This window comes from Pigmentiphaga sp. YJ18 (assembly GCF_038066655.1).
Taxonomy (GTDB): domain Bacteria; phylum Pseudomonadota; class Gammaproteobacteria; order Burkholderiales; family Burkholderiaceae_B; genus Pigmentiphaga.
Genome location: NZ_JBBUKU010000002.1, coordinates 764855 through 781573, shown reverse-complemented (window position 1 = coordinate 781573; position 16719 = coordinate 764855). Strand labels below are relative to the sequence as shown.

The window sequence follows — 16719 nt, the reverse complement described above, 5'->3', positions numbered from 1 at the left end:
TGAATATGAATTCACTCATCGATCGGCGGCTCAACGGCCGTAACAAGAGCGCTGTCAACCGGGAGCGCTTCATCAGGCGGTACAAGGACCAGATACGCAAGGCGGTTCGCGAGCTGGTCCAGGAACGGTCCATCGAAGAGATGGACCAGGGCGGCGAAATCAACCTCCCGGCCAAGGACATCTCCGAACCCAGCTTCCGCTACGGCAGGGGCGGGGATCGCGAGATCGTCCATCCCGGCAACCGGGAGTTCGCCAAGGGCGACAAGATCGACCGGCCCCGGGGGGGCGATGACGGCGACCCCTCCGAGCCGGGCGAGGGCGACTCGGTGGATCCGTTCACGTTCAGCCTGTCCCGGGACGAGTTCCTGAACCTCTTCTTCGAGGACATGGAGCTGCCCCACCTGGTCCGTACTCAGTTGGGCGAGATCAACCAGCAGAAGTGGCGGCGCGCGGGCTATACCACCACGGGATCGCCCAGCACGCTGAGCGTGGGACGCACGCTCAAGACCTCGCTGTCGCGGCGCATCGCGCTCAGCGGCGGTTCGCGGCTGGGCCTGCAGGAGGCGCAGCAGAAGCTGGAGGAGTCGGAAGAGGCGGGTGCCCCGGAAGACGAACTCGATGCCCTGCGCGCCGAGGTCGAGGCGCACCGGTCCAGGCTGGCGCGGGTGCCTTTCCTCGATTCGCTGGACCTGCGCTACCGGCACCGCGTGGTCGAGCCTTCGCCGGTGGCGCGCGCCGTGATGTTCTGCCTGATGGACGTCTCGGGGTCCATGGACGAGAACAAGAAGGATCTGGCCAAGCGCTTCTTCACGCTGCTGTACCTGTTCCTGTCGCGCAAGTACGAGCGCGTGGACCTGGTGTTCGTGCGCCACACGGACAACGCCGAGGAAGTGGACGAGCAGACCTTCTTCCACGATCCCAAGAGCGGGGGCACGGTGGTGCTGTCGGCCCTCGAGCTCATGCACGAGATCGTGACCGAGCGCTATTCGCCCGCCACCTGGAACGTCTACGCGGCGCAGGCCACAGACGGCGATTCCTTCGGCGCGGACGCGGCCAAGAGCGCGCGCTTCCTGTCCGAACACCTGCTGCCGCTCACGCGCTACTACGCCTACATCGAGATTCCGGACGTGGACGAGATGCGCAAGAGCAGCCTGTGGGCCGAATACGAGCGCGAGACGGCGCCGCACTTCGCGATGCGGCGCATACGCGAGCGCCGCGAGATATTCGGCGTGCTGCACGACCTGTTCAGGAAGGAGACCGCATGAGCGCCGTCTATCCGCCGCGCGAAGCGCCGCCCGCCCGGGCGGTCCAGCCCATCTCGACGACCTCGGAATGGACCTTCGAACTGATCCAGCGCTATGACGAAGCCATCGGCCAGGTGGCCCGGGAGTTCGGGCTGGACACCTATCCCAGCCAGATCGAGGTCATCACGTCCGAGCAGATGCTGGACGCGTATGCCTCGGTCGGGCTGCCGATCGGCTATCCGCACTGGTCCTACGGCAAGGAGTTCATCCGCAACGAGCAGGCCTACCGGCGCGGCGTGCAGGGGCTGGCCTACGAGATCGTCATCAACTCGAACCCTTGCATCGCCTACCTGATGGAAGAGAACTCCATGGCCATGCAGGCGCTGGTGATCGCGCACGCCTGCTACGGCCACAATTCCTTCTTCAAGGGCAACTACCTGTTCAAGCAGTGGACCGAGGCCGACGGCGTGCTGGACTACCTGGTGTTCGCCCGCAAGTACGTCATGGACTGCGAGGAAAAGTACGGCATCGGCCCGGTCGAGGCCACGCTGGACTCCTGCCACGCGCTGATGGCCCATGGCGTGGACCGCTACCGCCGCCCGCATCCGATTTCCTATCGCGAGGAAATGCAGCGCCAGGCCGAACGCGAGGAGTACGCGCGCCAGCAATACAACGATCTGTGGCGCACGGTGCCCACGCGCGACCATGTCGAGCGCGAGGGCAAGCCTTCGGTGTTCCCGCCGGAGCCGGAAGAGAACATCCTGTATTTCATCGAGAAATATTCGCCTTCGCTGGAGCCATGGCAGAAGGAACTGGTGCGGATCGTCCGCAAGCTGTCCCAGTACTTCTATCCGCAGACCCAGACCAAGGTCATGAACGAAGGATGGGCGACCTTCTGGCACTACACGCTGCTGAACCGCATGCACGAGAAGGGGCTGGTCAACGACGGCTTCATGATCGAGTTCCTGCAAAGCCACACCAACGTGGTGGCCCAGCGGGGCTTCGACCAGCGCGGCTATGGCGGCATCAATCCGTATGCGCTGGGCTTCGCGATGATGCAGGACATCCGCCGCATCTGCGAGAACCCCACGCCCGAGGACAGGAAGTGGTTCCCCGACATCGTCGGCAGCGATTGGCTGAAGACGCTGGACTTCGCGATGCGCAACTTCAAGGACGAGTCCTTCATCGCGCAGTTCCTGTCGCCGCGCCTGATCCGCGAGTTCCGCTTCTTCGCGATCGCCGACCACGAGTCCAATCCCAAGCTGGAAGTCGAGGCCATCCACGACGACGACGGCTACCGGCGCGTGCGCCGGCTGCTGGCGGACCAGCACAACCGCGACATGCAGGTGCCGGACATCCAGGTCGTGCGCTACAACCGGGATTCCGACCGGTCCCTGGTCCTGCGACACGTGACGATGCGGGGAAGGCCCTTGCAGGCCGAGGATGCCGACCAGGTGATGAAGCACCTGGCCCGGCTATGGGGATTCAAGGTCCGCCTGGAAGAGGTCGACGCGGAAGGCAGCGTAAAAACCTTCCGCGAGCGGTCGGGGTAGAGCCCCCCCCTACGCCCTTCGGGCGCCCCCCCGGGGGCGATGCGGGTGGACCGGCGGAGCCGGATCCACCGCATCCTGGGGTACCAACGGGCTGGAGAGGAACTGGCGTTCTTGCCTCTTGTCAGCGCAAACGAGAACGGCCTCGCATCTGATGCAAGGCCGTTCTTGTATTCGCGGTCGTTCCAGACCCAGGGCACAGCGGATCCGGCTTTGCCGGTCCGCCAGTGCCGCCCCCTGGGGGGCGCCCGAAGGGCGTAGGGGGGCTCTACCTCTACCCCTACGGTTTGAAGAAGGGGGTGGGTACCATCAGGTGGTTTTCTTGCGAGACCAGGTTGCCCATCTCCACGCTTTTCTTCAGGTAGACCTGCCAGTCCGGATCCTTTTGCAGCGCGGCGCGGCGCGCCATGCGGTCGGCGGCGTCCTGGTAGGCCCAGATATGGGTGAAGCTGTTGACGTTGCCGGTCTCGGTCTGCAGGTACAGCACCGGGTCGCCCAGGTGCTTGCGCTGCGCCTCGAAACCCAGTTCCTGGTACAGCTCGAGCTGTTTCTTGATCGTGCCGGGCCGGCACGTGTAGGTGCGAACGTCGTACAGCATGGAGCCCCCGCGGTCAGAACGAATCGGTGGAAGTGAACAGGCCCACGCGCAGGCCTTCGGCGGTGTAGATCTCGCGGCCGTCGACGCTCATGGTGCCATCGGCGATGCCCAGTACCAGCGTGCGGTTGATGGTGCGCTTGATGTCGATGGTGTAGGTGACCTTCTTGGCCGTGGGCAGCACCTGCCCGACGAACTTGACCTCGCCCGATCCCAGCGCGCGGCCCCGGCCGGGGTTGCCCTGCCAGCCCAGGAAGAAACCCACCAGCTGCCACATGGCGTCCAGGCCCAGGCAGCCCGGCATGACCGGATCGCCCTCGAAGTGGCAAGCGAAGAACCACAGGTCGGGGTGGATGTCCAGCTCGGCGATCACCTGGCCCTTGCCGTACTTGCCGCCCTGGTCCGAGATGTGCGTGATGCGGTCCATCATCAGCATGTTGGGGGCCGGCAACTGCGCATTGCCTTTCCCGAACAATTCGCCGCGCGCGCAGCGCAGCAGGTCTTCACGGGAGAAGGCGTTCTGTTCAAGCATTAGGAAGTCCTCGTTGGAAACCGGGATTATATCGTCGCCTCGCGGTCAGCTTCGCCCGGGCGCGGCGCCCAGCAGCCGCTTGAGCCCCAGCCATTGCTGGGCCAGGAAGCCCCGGCCGTAGTCGCGGCCCCCCCGCTCGGGAAGCTGGTCGCTGATGCCGGTCGGTCCGTAGTTGCCATCGAAGCGCGCGGTGCGCAGCAGGATGTCCCAGATCGGGAACAGGACGCCGAAGTTATAGTTGGCTTCGGGCCGGCCAGGCACGGACGGCGGTTCGATCGCGTGGTGGTGCCGGTGGAATTTCGGCCCTACCACCAGGTATTGGCCGATGCGGCCGAAGCCCGTCCGCAGGTTGGCGTGCGAGAGGCTTTCCACCAGCCGGGTGATGATCACGACCATCACGAACTGTCCCGGCGGCACGCCCACCAGGTGCGAGACCAGCACGACCACCGCGTCGCGCAGCAGATCGCTGAGCAGGTGGTTGCGGTTGTCGGACCACATCGTCATCTGGCGCTGGCTGTGATGGACCGCGTGCAGCGCCCACAGCCACTGGTAGCGATGCTCGGCGCGGTGGAAGGCGTAGTCGACGAAATCGAAGATCAGCAGGTACAGGATCAGGCTGACCCAGGCACGGTCGGTCACCCCGGGCCAGATCTCGTCGAGATGGAAGGGCGAGAACCCCAGCACATGCAACTGCCCGAACAGATGATCGGCCAGCGGCTGGGTGGTGAAGAACAGCACCAGCCGGAACAGGCCCAGCGAATGGATGGCGGTGTAGAGGACGTCCAGCCGCACCGAGGTCCGGTCCACGATCTTCTCGACCGGGCGCCAGCGTTGCAGGGGGCCGAACACGGCCAGCATGATGATCAGTTGCAGCACGCCGAGCAGCAGCCACATGGTGCCGTCGTAGGCGTCCTCGAGGATGCTGCCGAGACCCAGGTGGAACAGCAGGGGCTGGACGAGGGTCTCGAACAGCCACTGCTGCATGCCGGAAAAAAGATCGCTAAGGATTTCCATGGACGTGATGCGTGGCCAGCCAGGCCCGGTATTGCGGATGGTCGGCCAGCGTGGCGAAGCAATAACCCTTTTGCTTGAGCCCGGTGATGAGCGGTTCCAGCACGGCCGGCGCCCAGGGGTCCTGACGGGACCAGATGCCCAGGTGCGCCATCAAGATATCGCCCGGACGGATGTTGCGCAAGGCGCGCGCCAGCAGCGCGGCGTTGGGGTATTTGTCGCTGGGTAGTTCGTCGCCCAGGAAGCCGGCATCGGCCCAGCCCACGTGCCGGTAGCCGCAGCGGTTCTCGGCCGCCTGGAGCAGCGCGGGCGAGGTCTTGCCGCCGGGCGCGCGGAACAGCGGCAGCATGGTCTGCCCGGTCATTTCCTTGAACCGCGCGGCGCTGCGGTCCAGCTCGGCGCAATAGGCCTCGGCGCTCATGGCCTGGACCCGTCCGGCCTGCGGGCCGAAGGCGGGCTTGGCGCGGAAAGCGCCATCCGGCCGGTCGGCCAGCCAGTACACATGGTCGTAGGTGTGCGAACCGAAGACGTGTCCGCGCGCGGCCATGGCCTTCCACCAGGGCGCCCAATGGTCGTCCAGGCTGGTGCCGCCGTCGCGGGTCTTTTCGTTGGCCAGGAAGAAGCTTGCCTTGACCTGCTGGCGGTCCAGCACCTCGGCCACCAGCGGGGCAACGCCCATGTGGCCGGTGTCGAAGGTGAGGTAGACCGGGCGGGTGCACTCCGCCGCCTGTGCGCCGGCCGTGGCCAGCAGCAGGGCGGCCGCGCCCGCGCGTGCCAGGCTACTGGCGCGGGGCATGGGACAGGGTCCAGACGCCGTGGGGCGAGCGGCCCACCTTGGTCTGGTGCACGACCTTGCGGGTGGCCGTGTCGATGACGGTGAGCTTCTTGGCCCAGCGCGAGGTGACCAGCAGGGTCTTGCCGTCGGCCAGCACTTCCATGCAGTCCGGGCCGCCGGGAGCGGGATAGGCGTCGACCACCGCCAGGGTTTGCAGGTCGATGCGGCTGATGGTGTTGGCCACGCGGTTGCTGACGAACAGATGCCGCCCGTCGCCCTGGGCCCTGAAGGCATGGGCGCCGGCGGCCGTGGGGATGCGCTTGACGAGCTGGGCGGGCGAGGCCGTCAGGTCATAGACCTCGACGTAGCTGTCGCCGGTCAGGGCGACCAGCAGGTAGCGGTCGTCGTGGGTGATGTAGACGTCGGCGGGCGTCTTGCCCACCGGGATGGTCCATAGCGGCGTCTGCGTCGCCAGGTCGATGGCGATCAACTGGTCGCTGTCCTGCAGCGACACGTACAGGCGGCGGCTCTTGCTGTCTATCGTCAGGTGGCTGGGCGTGCGGCCGGCGGAGATGCGCTTGACCAGCTTGGGGTCGGCCGAGCCGGCCTGGCCGTTCCACTGGTAGATGTCGATGTGGTCCAGCCGGTTCGCCGCGGTCACGAACCACTTCATGTCGGGCGAGAAACGCAGCTGATAGGGATCGACGATGCCGGTCAGCGTGCGCTGGACGTCGCCCGTGGCGGGGTCGAAGAAAGTAAGCGAATCGCTGCCGGCATTGGCCACCAGCAGCGATTTTTCATCCGGCGTCAGGTACAGGTGATGAGGTTCCTTGCCGGTGGGAACGCGTCGCAGTTCCGCGTAGGTCGAAGGGTCGAGGATGCTGACCGAGGCGTCCAGCGAATTCAGGACGATGACGGGGGGTGGCGCCGCCGAGGCGGCAAACACCGCGCACAGGCCGAGAGCGCCGGCCAGGCGGGCAAAAAGCTGAGATTTCAAGGTCGGATCCCGCAGGGTCTACAACGCCGCCGGACGCCGATGCGGGCCCGCGGGCAGCCCGCGGCCGGGGGACGGCCGCCAGAGTTCGCATAGTCTAGGCGGCCGGGCTTGCCGTTGCTGTCGTTTTTGGGTGAATGTTGGTTTGCCGCGACAGCCCGGCGCGCGGGCTGTCGGCGGTCAGGATAGCGGGCACTGCCGGTGATAGGCGTCGGGCTGCTTGTGGAAGGGCGTGGCCAGGGTCTTGAGGGTCATGCGTCCCTGTTCGTCCTTGACCGCCTGCAGCACGTGCATGTCCTGCAGCGGGAAGTGATTGTTGTTGAAGCGGAACTCGCCCCGCACCGAGCGGAAGTCCGCCTGCTTCAAGGCCGCCATGAAGGCCGGCTTGTCGGCCACGCGTCCCTGGACCCTGGCGATGGCGGCATCCAGCAGCAGCGCCGCGTCATAGCTCTGGGCCGCGTAGTTCGAGGGGATGCGCTTGTAGCGCTGCTCGAAGGCCTGGACGAAACGGCGGCTCGAGGCATTGTCGAAATCGGGCGCCCAGAAGCCGCCGCTGATCATGCCTTGCGCCGACTCGCCCAGCACCGGCAGCGAGATGGCGTCGATGGTGAAGGTCGACAGCAGCGGCGTCTTCTGCAGGCCCGACTGGGCGTATTGCTTGGCGAAGCTGACGCCCAGGCCGCCGGGGAAGAACGCGAACACCGCATCAGGCTGGCGGGCGGCGGCCTGCGCCAGTTCGGTCGAGAAGTCGAGTTGCTGCAACGAGGTGTAGACCTCGTCGGCCAGCGGGGCCTTGTAGTAGCGCTTGAAGCCGGCCACCGTGTCCTTGCCGGCCTGGTAGTTGGGAGCCAGGACGACGACGCGCTTGTAGCCCTTGTCGGCGGCGTACTGGCCGACCGCCTCGGACGCCTGGTCGCCTTGCCAGGACGTGATGAACTGATAGGGCGAGCACCGCGGCCCGGCGATCTGCGAAGGACCCGCGTTCGACCCGATCACGAAGACTTCGCGGTCGGTCAGGTATTTGTGCACGGCCAGCATGATGTTCGAGAACGAGATGCCGGTGACGATGGACACCTTCTCGCGTTCCACCAGGCGCCGCGCGGCCTGGTTGGCCACGTCGGGCTTGAGCTGGGTGTCCTCGCGCAGGATCTCGACCGGATGGCCGCCCAGCTTGCCGCCGTTGCGTTCGACCAGCAGCATGAAGCCGTCGAGCTGGTCCTGGCCCACGGCGGCCTGCGGGCCGGTCAGTTCTCCCATGAAGCCGATCTTGATCGGCGCCTGGGCGAGGGCGGCGCCACAGGCGGTGATCAGGGCGGCCGCGGCCGCCACGCTGCGCAAGCGGTGGTGCATGATGTCTGTCTCCTGGAAGTGGGGCAGGGCGGGCCTGCCGGGACGGCGGCCGCGATACGTTGCCGCGGCCGGCCGGAAAACGGCTCAGCGCGCCTGGTCGGCCGCGGCTTCGGACTTGCGCAGGCGTTCGAGCGTATGGCGCATGCGCACCGGCCCGAGGTCCACGTTCAGCAGCACGGGCTTCATGTCCCAGAAATCGTTGTCGCCCAGGGCTTCCTGCTGCGCGTCGATGATGGGCTTGTCCTGGTCCTCGAACGCGATGCGGCGCATTTCCGCCAGCCGGGCGTTGGTCTCGGGATCCAGTTCGGGGCCGGGCGGGCGCGCGGCGGCGAAGTGATAGTGGGTGGTGCGGGCGGTCTCGGGCGTCAGGATGTGGATGCCGTAGTACCAGGCGCCGCGTTCGCGCGATTCCCCCGGCGCCTGGACGCCGGTGTCCAGCAGGAAGCAGCCGGGCGGGTCCCAGCGCATGTTGGTCCACATGTCCACCGGCCGGCCGTCGCGGCGGAACAGCATGTCGAACACGCCGGGCACCGAGACGTTGGGCATCCAGCGATTGCACTGCAGGCGGTCGCCGTCCTGCACGACTTCCTGCTTGGCATGGACCTGCTCGGGGCTGCCCAGCAGCCCTTCGTGCAGGAAGCTGATGTGGCTCAGGTCGAGCAGGTTCTCGCCCATCAGTTCGTAGTTGGCGTTGATGTGCAACTGGCCGCGGCTGGTGCGATAGCCCGAGCCTTCGTCCAGCATGCCGTAGTCGGGGATCAGCGCGGGATCGGCGGCGGCGTCCCCCATCCAGATCCACAGCATGCCGTGGCGGTCGTGCGCCGTGTAGGCCTGTACGCGGGCCGCGGCGGGGATCCTGCCATCGCCGTGCGGATTCCTGACGCAGGCGCCGCTGCTGTCGAATTGCAGGCCGTGGTAGCCGCATTCGACCACGTCGTCCCTGAGCTTGCCCATGCTGAGCGGGATGAAGCGGTGGGGGCAGCGGTCGCGCAGCGCCACCGGCGTGCCGTCCGCGCGGCGGTAGAACACGACCCGCTCGTCCAGCAGGGTGCGGGTGAACAGTTCACCGACCTTGACCTCGTCGCTCCAACAGGCGACGTACCAGGCGTTCTTCACGAAGGACATGGGGATCTCCTTTTTCGTTGTCTTGAATGGCTGTCTGGGACGATTTATACAAACAGAGTGTTCGGTTTGTAAGTTACGGAAAACCCTAAGGCCGTCGCTTGCCCGGCAGGGAAGGCTAAGATGCGGCCTTGGCCGTATTGAGGAAACCCGGGAGCGATGCCACCTACCCGCCCAGAGACGATGTCCCCCCCGCCCGAGACCGGGCCGGCGCGCGCCCGCCCGCGGCGCACGCAGGCCAACCGCAGCCGCGACGCGCGCGAGCGCCTGCTGGCGGCGACGATAGAGGTGCTGATGCGTTCGGGCTACAACGGCCTGACCACCAAGGAAGTGGCGCGCTGCGCCGGCATGTCCAACGGCGCCTTGATGCACCACTACGCGACCAAGGCAGAACTGGTGGTGGGCGCGACGGCCGAGATCTACGAGGAATCCATCCGCCGCGGCCAGCGCGAGGCGCATACGCCCGAGGCGATCGAGCGGCCCATCGAGGGCTTCATCAAGGACTGCTGGAGCGTCTACTTCGACTGGCCCTTCATCGCCGCGATCGAGGTCATCATGGTGGCCCGCACCGATCCGGACCTGATGAGCAAGATCCTGCCCGTCATGGAGCGCTACCGGTCCTCGACCAACACCCTGTGGCTGGAGGTGTTCGAGAAGGCGGGTTTTTCTGGCGAGCAGGCGCAACTGGCGCTGAACCTGTCCTTGAACCTGGTGCGCGGCATGGCCCTGAACAACCTCTGGCAGCACGACGCGGCGCACTACGAGCGCTACATCCAGGACTGGGTGCGCATGGTCTACCAGCAGCTTCCCAGGGCCGGCGCGGCTTGAGCTTTGGGGGCCTAGGGTTGTCCCTAGGGCCAGCCTGGGCTAAAATCGAAAGATTCCAATCTTTCTTGAGGCAAGTCGTGGATAACGACGGCAGTAGTTCAGCCGTTTCGGCAAACGCCGCTTAGCAGGTCCGCAGATTTGTCTGCCGCGTCCTGCCAAGCCAGGGTGCGGTCGTCCCTTCACCGGGACTCCCCCATTTTTTCTGCCTGAAGGCAGTTCTCCCCGCGTATGCCGGGCGGCATGGTCCGTCTTCCTGTCTGCCAGGAGGTCAACATGCGTTTCGCCCATATCCTGAGCGCATGGGGCGGCAAGGCCGCGCGCGCCCCCCGCAAGCCGCTCCAGTCCTATCGCCTGACGGTGTTCAGCGCCAGCCCGCGGCTGGACCGGTTGCGCCAGCACCTGCACGCCGAGTTGTCGGCCCGGGACCTGCGCATCTCGCAGATGCGCGTGGCCAGCGCCGAGCCCGGCGGCGACATCCACCGGATGTCCGTCACGCTGCAGTGCGCGCCGCACCTGCGCGGCGCCCTGAACTCGGTGGCGCTGGGCCTGGGGCGCCATCCCGACATCCAGCGCGTGCATTACGAGCAGCTGCAATAAAAGCGTCGGCAACGCCGCGCTATCCTGCGGACGGCGCCCGGCGCCGTCCCAATCGATCGACGACAAGAACAACGAGGTTCCATGAAGGCAATCGCCAACATCCAGACGCTGGATCTGCTCGACACGCTCGTCAGCCTGACGAGCGCGTTCATCCTGGGCGCCCTGGTCGGGCTGGAGCGGCAGTACCGGCAGCGCACGGCGGGCCTGCGGACCAACGTGCTGGTGGCGCTGGGCGCCGCCATCTTCGTCGACATGGCCATGCGCATCGCGGGTTCGGATGGCGCGGCGCGGGTCGCGTCCTACGTGGTCTCGGGCGTCGGCTTCCTGGGGGCCGGGGTCATCATGCGGGAAGAGGGCAACGTGCGCGGCCTGAACACCGCCGCCACGCTGTGGGGATCGGCCGCGATCGGCGCCTGCGCGGGCGCGGACCTCATCGCCGAGGCCGTGCTGGCCACGATCTTCGTGCTGGCCGCCAACACGCTGCTGCGGCCGGTGGTCAACACCTTCAATCGCCAGCCCGTGGATGTGCTGTCGTCCGAGGTGACGAGCATCATCCACGTGATCACCGGCACGGCCCATCGCGGCGCCGCGCTGATGGCGCTGGAAGCCGAGCTGGAAGAGGCGAACTATCCGCTGGCGGACCTGGAGGTCGTGCCCTTCGGCGACGAGGAAATCGAGATCAAGGCCACGCTCATGGCCACCTCCATCCACGGCAGCGACCTGGACCGCGTTACTGGGAAGCTGGGCCGCAATCCCGCCATCGCCCAGGTCTTCTGGGCGCCCAGTATTTCCGACTGAGGCCGCTCAGCGGCCGCGCTTGAGTTCCAGGCTGGTCACGAGTTCTGCGCGGGCGGCCGCATAGTGAATCGCGTCCAGGCGGTCGTGCATGCGTTCGCTGGCCGCGGCGCGTGCCTGTTCGGCCCGGACGTCGTCCAGGCCGGTGGTGCGCACGGCGGTGTCGGCCAGGACCGTGATGCCGCGAGGCATGACTTCGGCCAGGCCGCCCGACACATAGACGTATTCGTCGCCTTCGGCCCGCCGGATGGTGATCATGCCTTCCTTGAGCAGCGTCAGCAGGGGGATGTGGCCGGGCAGTATTCCCAGCGATCCGTCCTTGCCCGGGAGCTGCACGTAGCTGCCTTCGCCCGAGAAGATCGTGGCCTCCGCATTGACGATGTCGATCTGCATGATGTCCTTTGGGCCGGGCGAGCGTCCGCTGCTCGCCTTTTGGGCCATTTGTTTCAAAGCCTGCTGCCGCGCGGCGCGGGCTGCGCTCCCTTCATGCTATCCCCAAGCTTGTCCACAGAAGTGGTGGATAAGCCGACAAACCTTTTTTCACGGCTTGGCATTCACTTTTTTATATCTTAAGATATGTCGTAAGATATGTTTTTAGATATTCTAACGCCCTGAAAAGGCGGGAGGCCACCATGCAACGCAACGACATTTCTTCCGGCGGGCGCGGCGTGGGCATGCGCATGGGGCGCAAGCTCGCCGCCGAGGACCTGCAACTCGTGCTTCTGGCGCTGCTGGAAGCGCAGCCCAGCCATGGCTACGAACTGATCAAGCAATTGGCCGAACGTTCGTCGGGGTTCTACAACCCCAGTTCGGGCATGGTGTATCCCGCGCTGGCCTACCTGGAAGACGTGGGCCATGCCGTCGTTTCCGTGGAAGGCACGAAAAAGCGCTATCGGCTGACAGACGAAGGCAGCGCCCACCTGGCGCGCCACCGCGGGCAGGCCGAGCGCATCCTGGCCGACCTGGCCAAGGTGGGTGCCCGTATGGCGCAGGTGCGCCGCGTGTTCGAAGGCGAAGACGGCCTGGACACCATTGCGCCGGGCACGCCCGAGGACCTCATGCTGGCGCGCTATGGCCTGAAGCAGGCGCTGCACCAGGCAGGCCCCTGTGAGGGCGGCGAGGCCATCCGCATCGCCGCCATCCTGAGACGCGCCACCGCCGAGATCCTGGGCAAGTAGGCGCTCCTCCCAACCTCATTCTGGAAAGATCCATCATGGAAAAAACCGAACGCGCGGTGCGCCGCGTCCGCCACGAACTGAAGTTCCGCCTGCTGCGCGTGCGCGCGGTGCGCAAGGTCACGCCTCGCCTGCTGCGGGTGACGCTGGAGGGCGGCGACCTGGCCGGCTTCTCCAGCGCCGCGCACGACGACCACGTCAAGCTGTTCTTCCCGGCGCCGGGCCAGGAGCGGCCGGTGGTGCCCACGCCCGGCCCCAACGGCATGGTGTTCCCCGAGGACCAGCCGCGTCCGGCGGCGCGCGACTATACGCCGCGCCGCTACGACGCCGAGGCGGGCGAACTCGACATCGAGTTCGCGCTGCATGGCGATGGCCCCGCCGCCGAGTGGGCGCTGCGCGCCGAAGCCGGACAGTATCTGGGCGTGGGCGGCCCGCGCGGCTCCTTCGTGATGGAAGGGGACTTCGACGGCTATCTGCTGGTGGGCGACGAAACCGCGCTGCCGGCCATTGCCCGCCGCCTGGAAGAACTGCCCGCGGGCGCTCGCGCCGTGGTCGTGGCCGAGGTGGCCGACGCGGCCGAGGAACAGTCGTTCGACACGCGGGCCGACGTGGAGGTCCGCTGGGTCCATCGCGACGGCGTGGCGCCCGGCCGTCCGGAACTGCTGGCGCAGGCGGTGGCCGCGCTGGGCAGGCCGCAGGGCGACTGGTATGCCTGGGTCGCGGCCGAATCGGGCGTGGCCAAGCGCGTGCGCCAGGTCCTGGTCGAGAACTGGCAACTGCCCAAGGAGTGGATCAAGGCGGCCGGCTACTGGAAGCTGGGCGCCGCGGCCACCCACGACAAGCACGAGGATTGAAGGCATGAGCGCACACCGCTCCGTGGCCGTCGTGGCCACGACCGTGAAAGAGCTGCCGTGCTGGCGCCTGATCTCAAGGCATGGCGAGGCGCTGGTGGCGCGCCAGGGCGCGCAGGTCCTGTACTACGCGCCCAACGGGCAGCCGCCGGTGGTATGGCTGAGCGACCAGGCCGAGTTCCGCAAGGGCTCGTCGCTGCGCGGCGGGATCCCCGTCTGCTGGCCGTGGTTCGGCCAGTTCGACCGCAACCCTGAAGCGGTTCGGGCCATGCTGGCGGCTGGCGCCGATGCGCCGGCCCATGGCTTCGCGCGGGCGCTGGACTGGCAGGAGGGCGGCGCGCGGGTCGATGGCGACGCCGCGTGTCTGCGATTGCAACTGGACCTGCCCGCCGGCCATGGCGGCTGGAGCCACGCGGCCGCCGTGACGCTGGATATCCGCCTGGACGATGCGCTCACGCTAACCCTGTCCACCCGCAACGCGGGCACGGACACGCTGGTGCTGAGCCAGGCGCTGCATACCTATTTCGCCGTGAGCGACGCGCGCGACGTGACGATCGAGGGCCTGGACGGCGCGGCCTATGTCGATACGCTAAGGGACTGGACGTCGCAGGTTCAGGACGGCCCGTTGTCCATCCAGGGGGAAACCGACCGCATCTACACCGGCCTGTCCGCGCCGGTGCAGATCCGCGATCCCGGCTGGCGTCGAACCATCGCGATCGAGGCAACGGGCTCGCGATCGGCCGTGGTGTGGAACCCCTGGGTGGACAAGTCGCTGCGCCTGTCGCAGTTCCGTCCCGATGCATGGCGCGACATGCTGTGCATCGAGACCGCCCGGGTCTGGGACGATGTGCTGGAACTGGCGCCCGGCGCCGCCGCGGACATGCGCGTGACGATGCGCGCGATGCGCTGGGACGCCTAGCGCGGCCGTCAGTCGACCGTCGCGCCGGACTTCTTCACCACGGCCTCCCACTTGGGGATTTCGGTCCTGACCAGATCGGCGAATTCGGCCGGCGTGCTGGAGGTGGCTTCTATCCCCATGCCCGCCAGCCGGCGCCGCGCGGACTCGTCCGCCATGCCTCGGACGACGGCGCCGTGCAGTCTATCCACCACGGCCGCCGGCGTCCCCCGCGGGGCCAGCAGCCCGAGCCAGTTCGAGACGTCGTAGCCGGGCAGGCCGGCTTCGGCGATCGCCGGCACGTCCGGCAGCGCGCTCATGCGCTTGAGGCTGGTGACGCCCAGCGCGCGCACCTTGCCGCTGCGTATGTGCTCGGCATATACCGCGTACGAGTCGAAGGTCATGGACACGCGTCCCGCCAGCACGTCGTTCAACAGCGGCGCGCTGCCCTTGTAAGGGACGTGCAGCAGCCGCACGTCCGCCATCGCAGAGAACAGCGCGCCCGACAGATGGCTGGAACTGCCGTTGCCGGCCGAGCCGTAGGTCAGCGCGCCGGGCTGCGCCTTCGCCAGCGCGATCAGTTCTTCCACGGTCTTTGCTGGCACCGAGGGATGGACGACCAGCACGCGCGGCGTGGTGTGGGTCAGGCTGACGTACTCGAAGTCCTTGATGGGGTCGTAGCGCAGCTTGGGGTACAGCGAGGGATTGATGGCTTGCGTGCCCATGGTGGCGAAGAACAGGGTATAGCCGTCCGGCGTCGCGTGGGCGACCGCCTCGGCGGCCGTCGTGCCGCCCGCGCCGCCCCGGTTCTCGATCACCACCTGCTGGCCCAGTTGTTCCGTCAGTTGCTGGGCCAGCCCGCGCGCCATGATGTCGGCGGCGCCGCCGGCCGGAAAGGGCACGATCAGCCGCAGCGCCCGGTCGGGAAACCCGGCGGCCCCCGCGCCGCCGGCCACGGCCAGCAGAAGCGCCGCCTGTGTCAGCGCCAGGCCGGCGCGTCGTCGATGAAAACCCATGGACATCTCCTCCGTTGTGGTTCTTTTCAGGTGGTCGGCCACACTTTAGGAGGAGGATCCGGACCCGCCTATCGCCGGGCCATCAAAGCTGTTATGCGTCCCGAGCCTAGGCCAGTTGGCGGTGCCGCCCGGCGTACAGGCCGAACACGGCCTGGGCGCAGGCGAAGGCCAGGCAGATCAGCAGGGCGACCGTCCATCCGCCCGTCAGGTCGTGCACCGCGCCAATGGCGGTGGGGCCGCCCGCGGCCAGCAGATAGCCCACGGCCTGGGCCATGCCGGACAGCGCGGCCGCCTGCTGCGCATTGCTCACTCGCAGACTGACGAAAGCCAGTCCCAGGATGATGGAGGCGCCGCCGCCGCAGCCATACAGGATGGCCCACGCCGCGGCCCAGGACGGCGCGACCAGCAGGCCCAGCAGGGCCACGATGGACAGGCTCGAGCAGCCGACCGCCAGCCAGCGCTGGTCGCGCGCGCGGCGCACCAGCGCCAGCAGCGGCAGGCCGACGACGGCCGAGGCGATCTGCAGCATGCCATGGACCGAGCCGGTCGAACCGGGCGGGTAGCCGGCGTCGTGCAGCATGGAGGGCAACCAGCTGGAAACGATGTAATAGACCAGCGAGTTCAGGCCGAGGAAAAGGGTGATCTGCCACGCCAGCGCCGATTTCCAGACCGGCCGGGGGCGGGCGTGGATCGGACCGGCCGGCGCCGTGGCCGGAGCGGGGGCGCGCAGTTGCGGCAGCCAGACGAGGACGCTGGCGACGGCGATCACGATGGGGGCGAACAGGGCCAGTGGCCATCCGGGGCCGGCGGACCAGAGCGCCAGCGGTACGGCGATCATCGAGGCGAGGCCCGAGGCCACGCCCATCGTCAACGCATACGCGGAAGTCAGGCTGGCGATGCGTCCGGGGAAATCGCGCTTGAGCAGGCTGGGCAGCAGCACGTTGCCGAAGGCGATCGCGCCGCCGATCAGCACGGTGCCGGCGAACAGGGCCCAGACCGAGCCCGAGGACCGCAGGCACAGGCCCGCCACCAGGGTCAGCAGCGCCGCCATCAGCGTGCGTTCCAGGCCATGGCGGCGGGCGGCCAGCGCGGCGACGGGAGAGCCGGCGGCAAAGGCCAGCAGGGGCAGGGTGGTCAGCAGGCCGGCCTGGGCGGCCGTCAGGTCCAGGCTGGTTCGGATCATGTCCAGCACGGGCGCCACGCCGGTGACCGGGCCGCGAAGGTTGGAAGCGATCAGCAGAATGCCGGCGATGAGCCAGGCCTGGCGGGGCAGGGAGCTTGAAGCGGAAAGCGGGGCCATGGGCGAAGCAATCGGAAAGGATACCCATGGACTGTAGGCATTTCGCGGGTGTCTGTCTTTGGATAAAATGACAATAAATTGCCAAAACC

Annotated in this window: 18 protein-coding genes; 8 read left to right on the top strand and 10 right to left on the bottom strand. The window is 67.4% G+C overall.

The features are described from left to right. Positions 1–5: 5 nt before the first annotated feature. Both WKR98_RS17475 and WKR98_RS17470 read left to right on the top strand, forming a co-directional pair. Positions 6–1265 carry a YeaH/YhbH family protein gene (locus WKR98_RS17475; protein WP_124689439.1) on the top strand — a complete coding sequence of 420 codons (1260 nt, stop codon included), beginning with the start codon at positions 6–8 and terminating at the stop codon, positions 1263–1265. Further along, positions 1262–2797, top strand: coding sequence for a SpoVR family protein (locus WKR98_RS17470; RefSeq protein WP_341434202.1), 1536 nt, complete (start codon positions 1262–1264; stop codon positions 2795–2797). The genes WKR98_RS17475 and WKR98_RS17470 overlap by 4 nt, the downstream gene beginning before the upstream one ends. A gap of 277 nt (positions 2798–3074) precedes the next feature. Here the strand turns inward: WKR98_RS17470 and WKR98_RS17465 are convergent, their stop codons facing one another. From WKR98_RS17465 to WKR98_RS17435, 7 genes are all read right to left on the bottom strand, one after another. Then, positions 3075–3392: an NIPSNAP family protein gene (locus WKR98_RS17465; protein ID WP_124689441.1), complete on the bottom strand. Its 318-nt coding sequence runs from the start codon at positions 3390–3392 to the stop codon at positions 3075–3077. A 13-nt stretch (positions 3393–3405) separates the two neighbouring features. Then, positions 3406–3921: a 3-hydroxyacyl-[acyl-carrier-protein] dehydratase FabA gene (gene fabA / locus WKR98_RS17460; protein ID WP_087840236.1), complete on the bottom strand. Its 516-nt coding sequence runs from the start codon at positions 3919–3921 to the stop codon at positions 3406–3408. Between the two features lie 45 nt (positions 3922–3966). After that, positions 3967–4935, bottom strand: coding sequence for a sterol desaturase family protein (locus tag WKR98_RS17455; RefSeq protein WP_124689442.1), 969 nt, complete (start codon positions 4933–4935; stop codon positions 3967–3969). After that, entirely contained in the window at positions 4922–5728 is an 807-nt protein-coding gene (locus tag WKR98_RS17450) for a polysaccharide deacetylase family protein (protein ID WP_124689443.1), read from the bottom strand. The genes WKR98_RS17455 and WKR98_RS17450 overlap by 14 nt, the downstream gene beginning before the upstream one ends. After that, on the bottom strand, positions 5712–6704 hold the full coding sequence (locus tag WKR98_RS17445) for a YVTN family beta-propeller repeat protein (RefSeq protein WP_370282990.1): 993 nt from the start codon (positions 6702–6704) through the stop codon (positions 5712–5714). The genes WKR98_RS17450 and WKR98_RS17445 overlap by 17 nt, the downstream gene beginning before the upstream one ends. Positions 6705–6881: 177 nt before the next feature. Beyond that, positions 6882–8051 carry an ABC transporter substrate-binding protein gene (locus WKR98_RS17440; RefSeq protein WP_341434201.1) on the bottom strand — a complete coding sequence of 390 codons (1170 nt, stop codon included), beginning with the start codon at positions 8049–8051 and terminating at the stop codon, positions 6882–6884. Between the two features lie 84 nt (positions 8052–8135). Then, positions 8136–9176: an aromatic ring-hydroxylating dioxygenase subunit alpha gene (locus tag WKR98_RS17435; RefSeq protein WP_341434200.1), complete on the bottom strand. Its 1041-nt coding sequence runs from the start codon at positions 9174–9176 to the stop codon at positions 8136–8138. Positions 9177–9356: 180 nt separating this feature from the next. Between WKR98_RS17435 and WKR98_RS17430 the strand changes: the two genes are divergently transcribed. The 3 genes from WKR98_RS17430 (at position 9357) to WKR98_RS17420 (ending at position 11396) form a co-directional block, all read left to right on the top strand. After that, positions 9357–10001 (top strand): TetR/AcrR family transcriptional regulator, encoded by a 645-nt coding sequence (locus tag WKR98_RS17430; protein WP_238160390.1) that lies wholly within the window; start codon positions 9357–9359, stop codon positions 9999–10001. Between the two features lie 273 nt (positions 10002–10274). Beyond that, positions 10275–10598, top strand: a complete 324-nt coding sequence (locus tag WKR98_RS17425; protein ID WP_124689447.1) for a hypothetical protein — start codon at positions 10275–10277, stop codon at positions 10596–10598. A gap of 81 nt (positions 10599–10679) precedes the next feature. Beyond that, the gene (locus WKR98_RS17420) at positions 10680–11396 is read left to right on the top strand and encodes an MgtC/SapB family protein (RefSeq protein WP_341434199.1); all 717 of its coding nucleotides are present in this window, start codon (positions 10680–10682) and stop codon (positions 11394–11396) included. A gap of 6 nt (positions 11397–11402) precedes the next feature. Here the strand turns inward: WKR98_RS17420 and atpC are convergent, their stop codons facing one another. Beyond that, positions 11403–11786, bottom strand: coding sequence for an ATP synthase F1 subunit epsilon (atpC, locus tag WKR98_RS17415; RefSeq protein WP_161567818.1), 384 nt, complete (start codon positions 11784–11786; stop codon positions 11403–11405). A gap of 239 nt (positions 11787–12025) precedes the next feature. On the opposite strand from atpC, the gene WKR98_RS17410 reads away from it, so the two are divergent. The 3 genes from WKR98_RS17410 to WKR98_RS17400 are packed head-to-tail and all read left to right on the top strand — an operon-like array spanning position 12026 to position 14338. Beyond that, on the top strand, positions 12026–12571 hold the full coding sequence (locus WKR98_RS17410; RefSeq protein ID WP_124689450.1) for a PadR family transcriptional regulator: 546 nt from the start codon (positions 12026–12028) through the stop codon (positions 12569–12571). A 35-nt stretch (positions 12572–12606) separates the two neighbouring features. Next, positions 12607–13422, top strand: a complete 816-nt coding sequence (locus tag WKR98_RS17405; RefSeq protein WP_341434198.1) for a siderophore-interacting protein — start codon at positions 12607–12609, stop codon at positions 13420–13422. Positions 13423–13426: 4 nt separating this feature from the next. Further along, positions 13427–14338, top strand: coding sequence for a D-hexose-6-phosphate mutarotase (locus tag WKR98_RS17400; protein WP_341434197.1), 912 nt, complete (start codon positions 13427–13429; stop codon positions 14336–14338). Between the two features lie 8 nt (positions 14339–14346). Here the strand turns inward: WKR98_RS17400 and WKR98_RS17395 are convergent, their stop codons facing one another. Continuing rightward, the gene (locus WKR98_RS17395; RefSeq protein ID WP_124689453.1) at positions 14347–15330 is read right to left on the bottom strand and encodes a Bug family tripartite tricarboxylate transporter substrate binding protein; all 984 of its coding nucleotides are present in this window, start codon (positions 15328–15330) and stop codon (positions 14347–14349) included. A 106-nt stretch (positions 15331–15436) separates the two neighbouring features. Continuing rightward, positions 15437–16630: an MFS transporter gene (locus WKR98_RS17390; protein ID WP_341434196.1), complete on the bottom strand. Its 1194-nt coding sequence runs from the start codon at positions 16628–16630 to the stop codon at positions 15437–15439. Between the last annotated feature and the right edge of the window lie 89 nt (positions 16631–16719).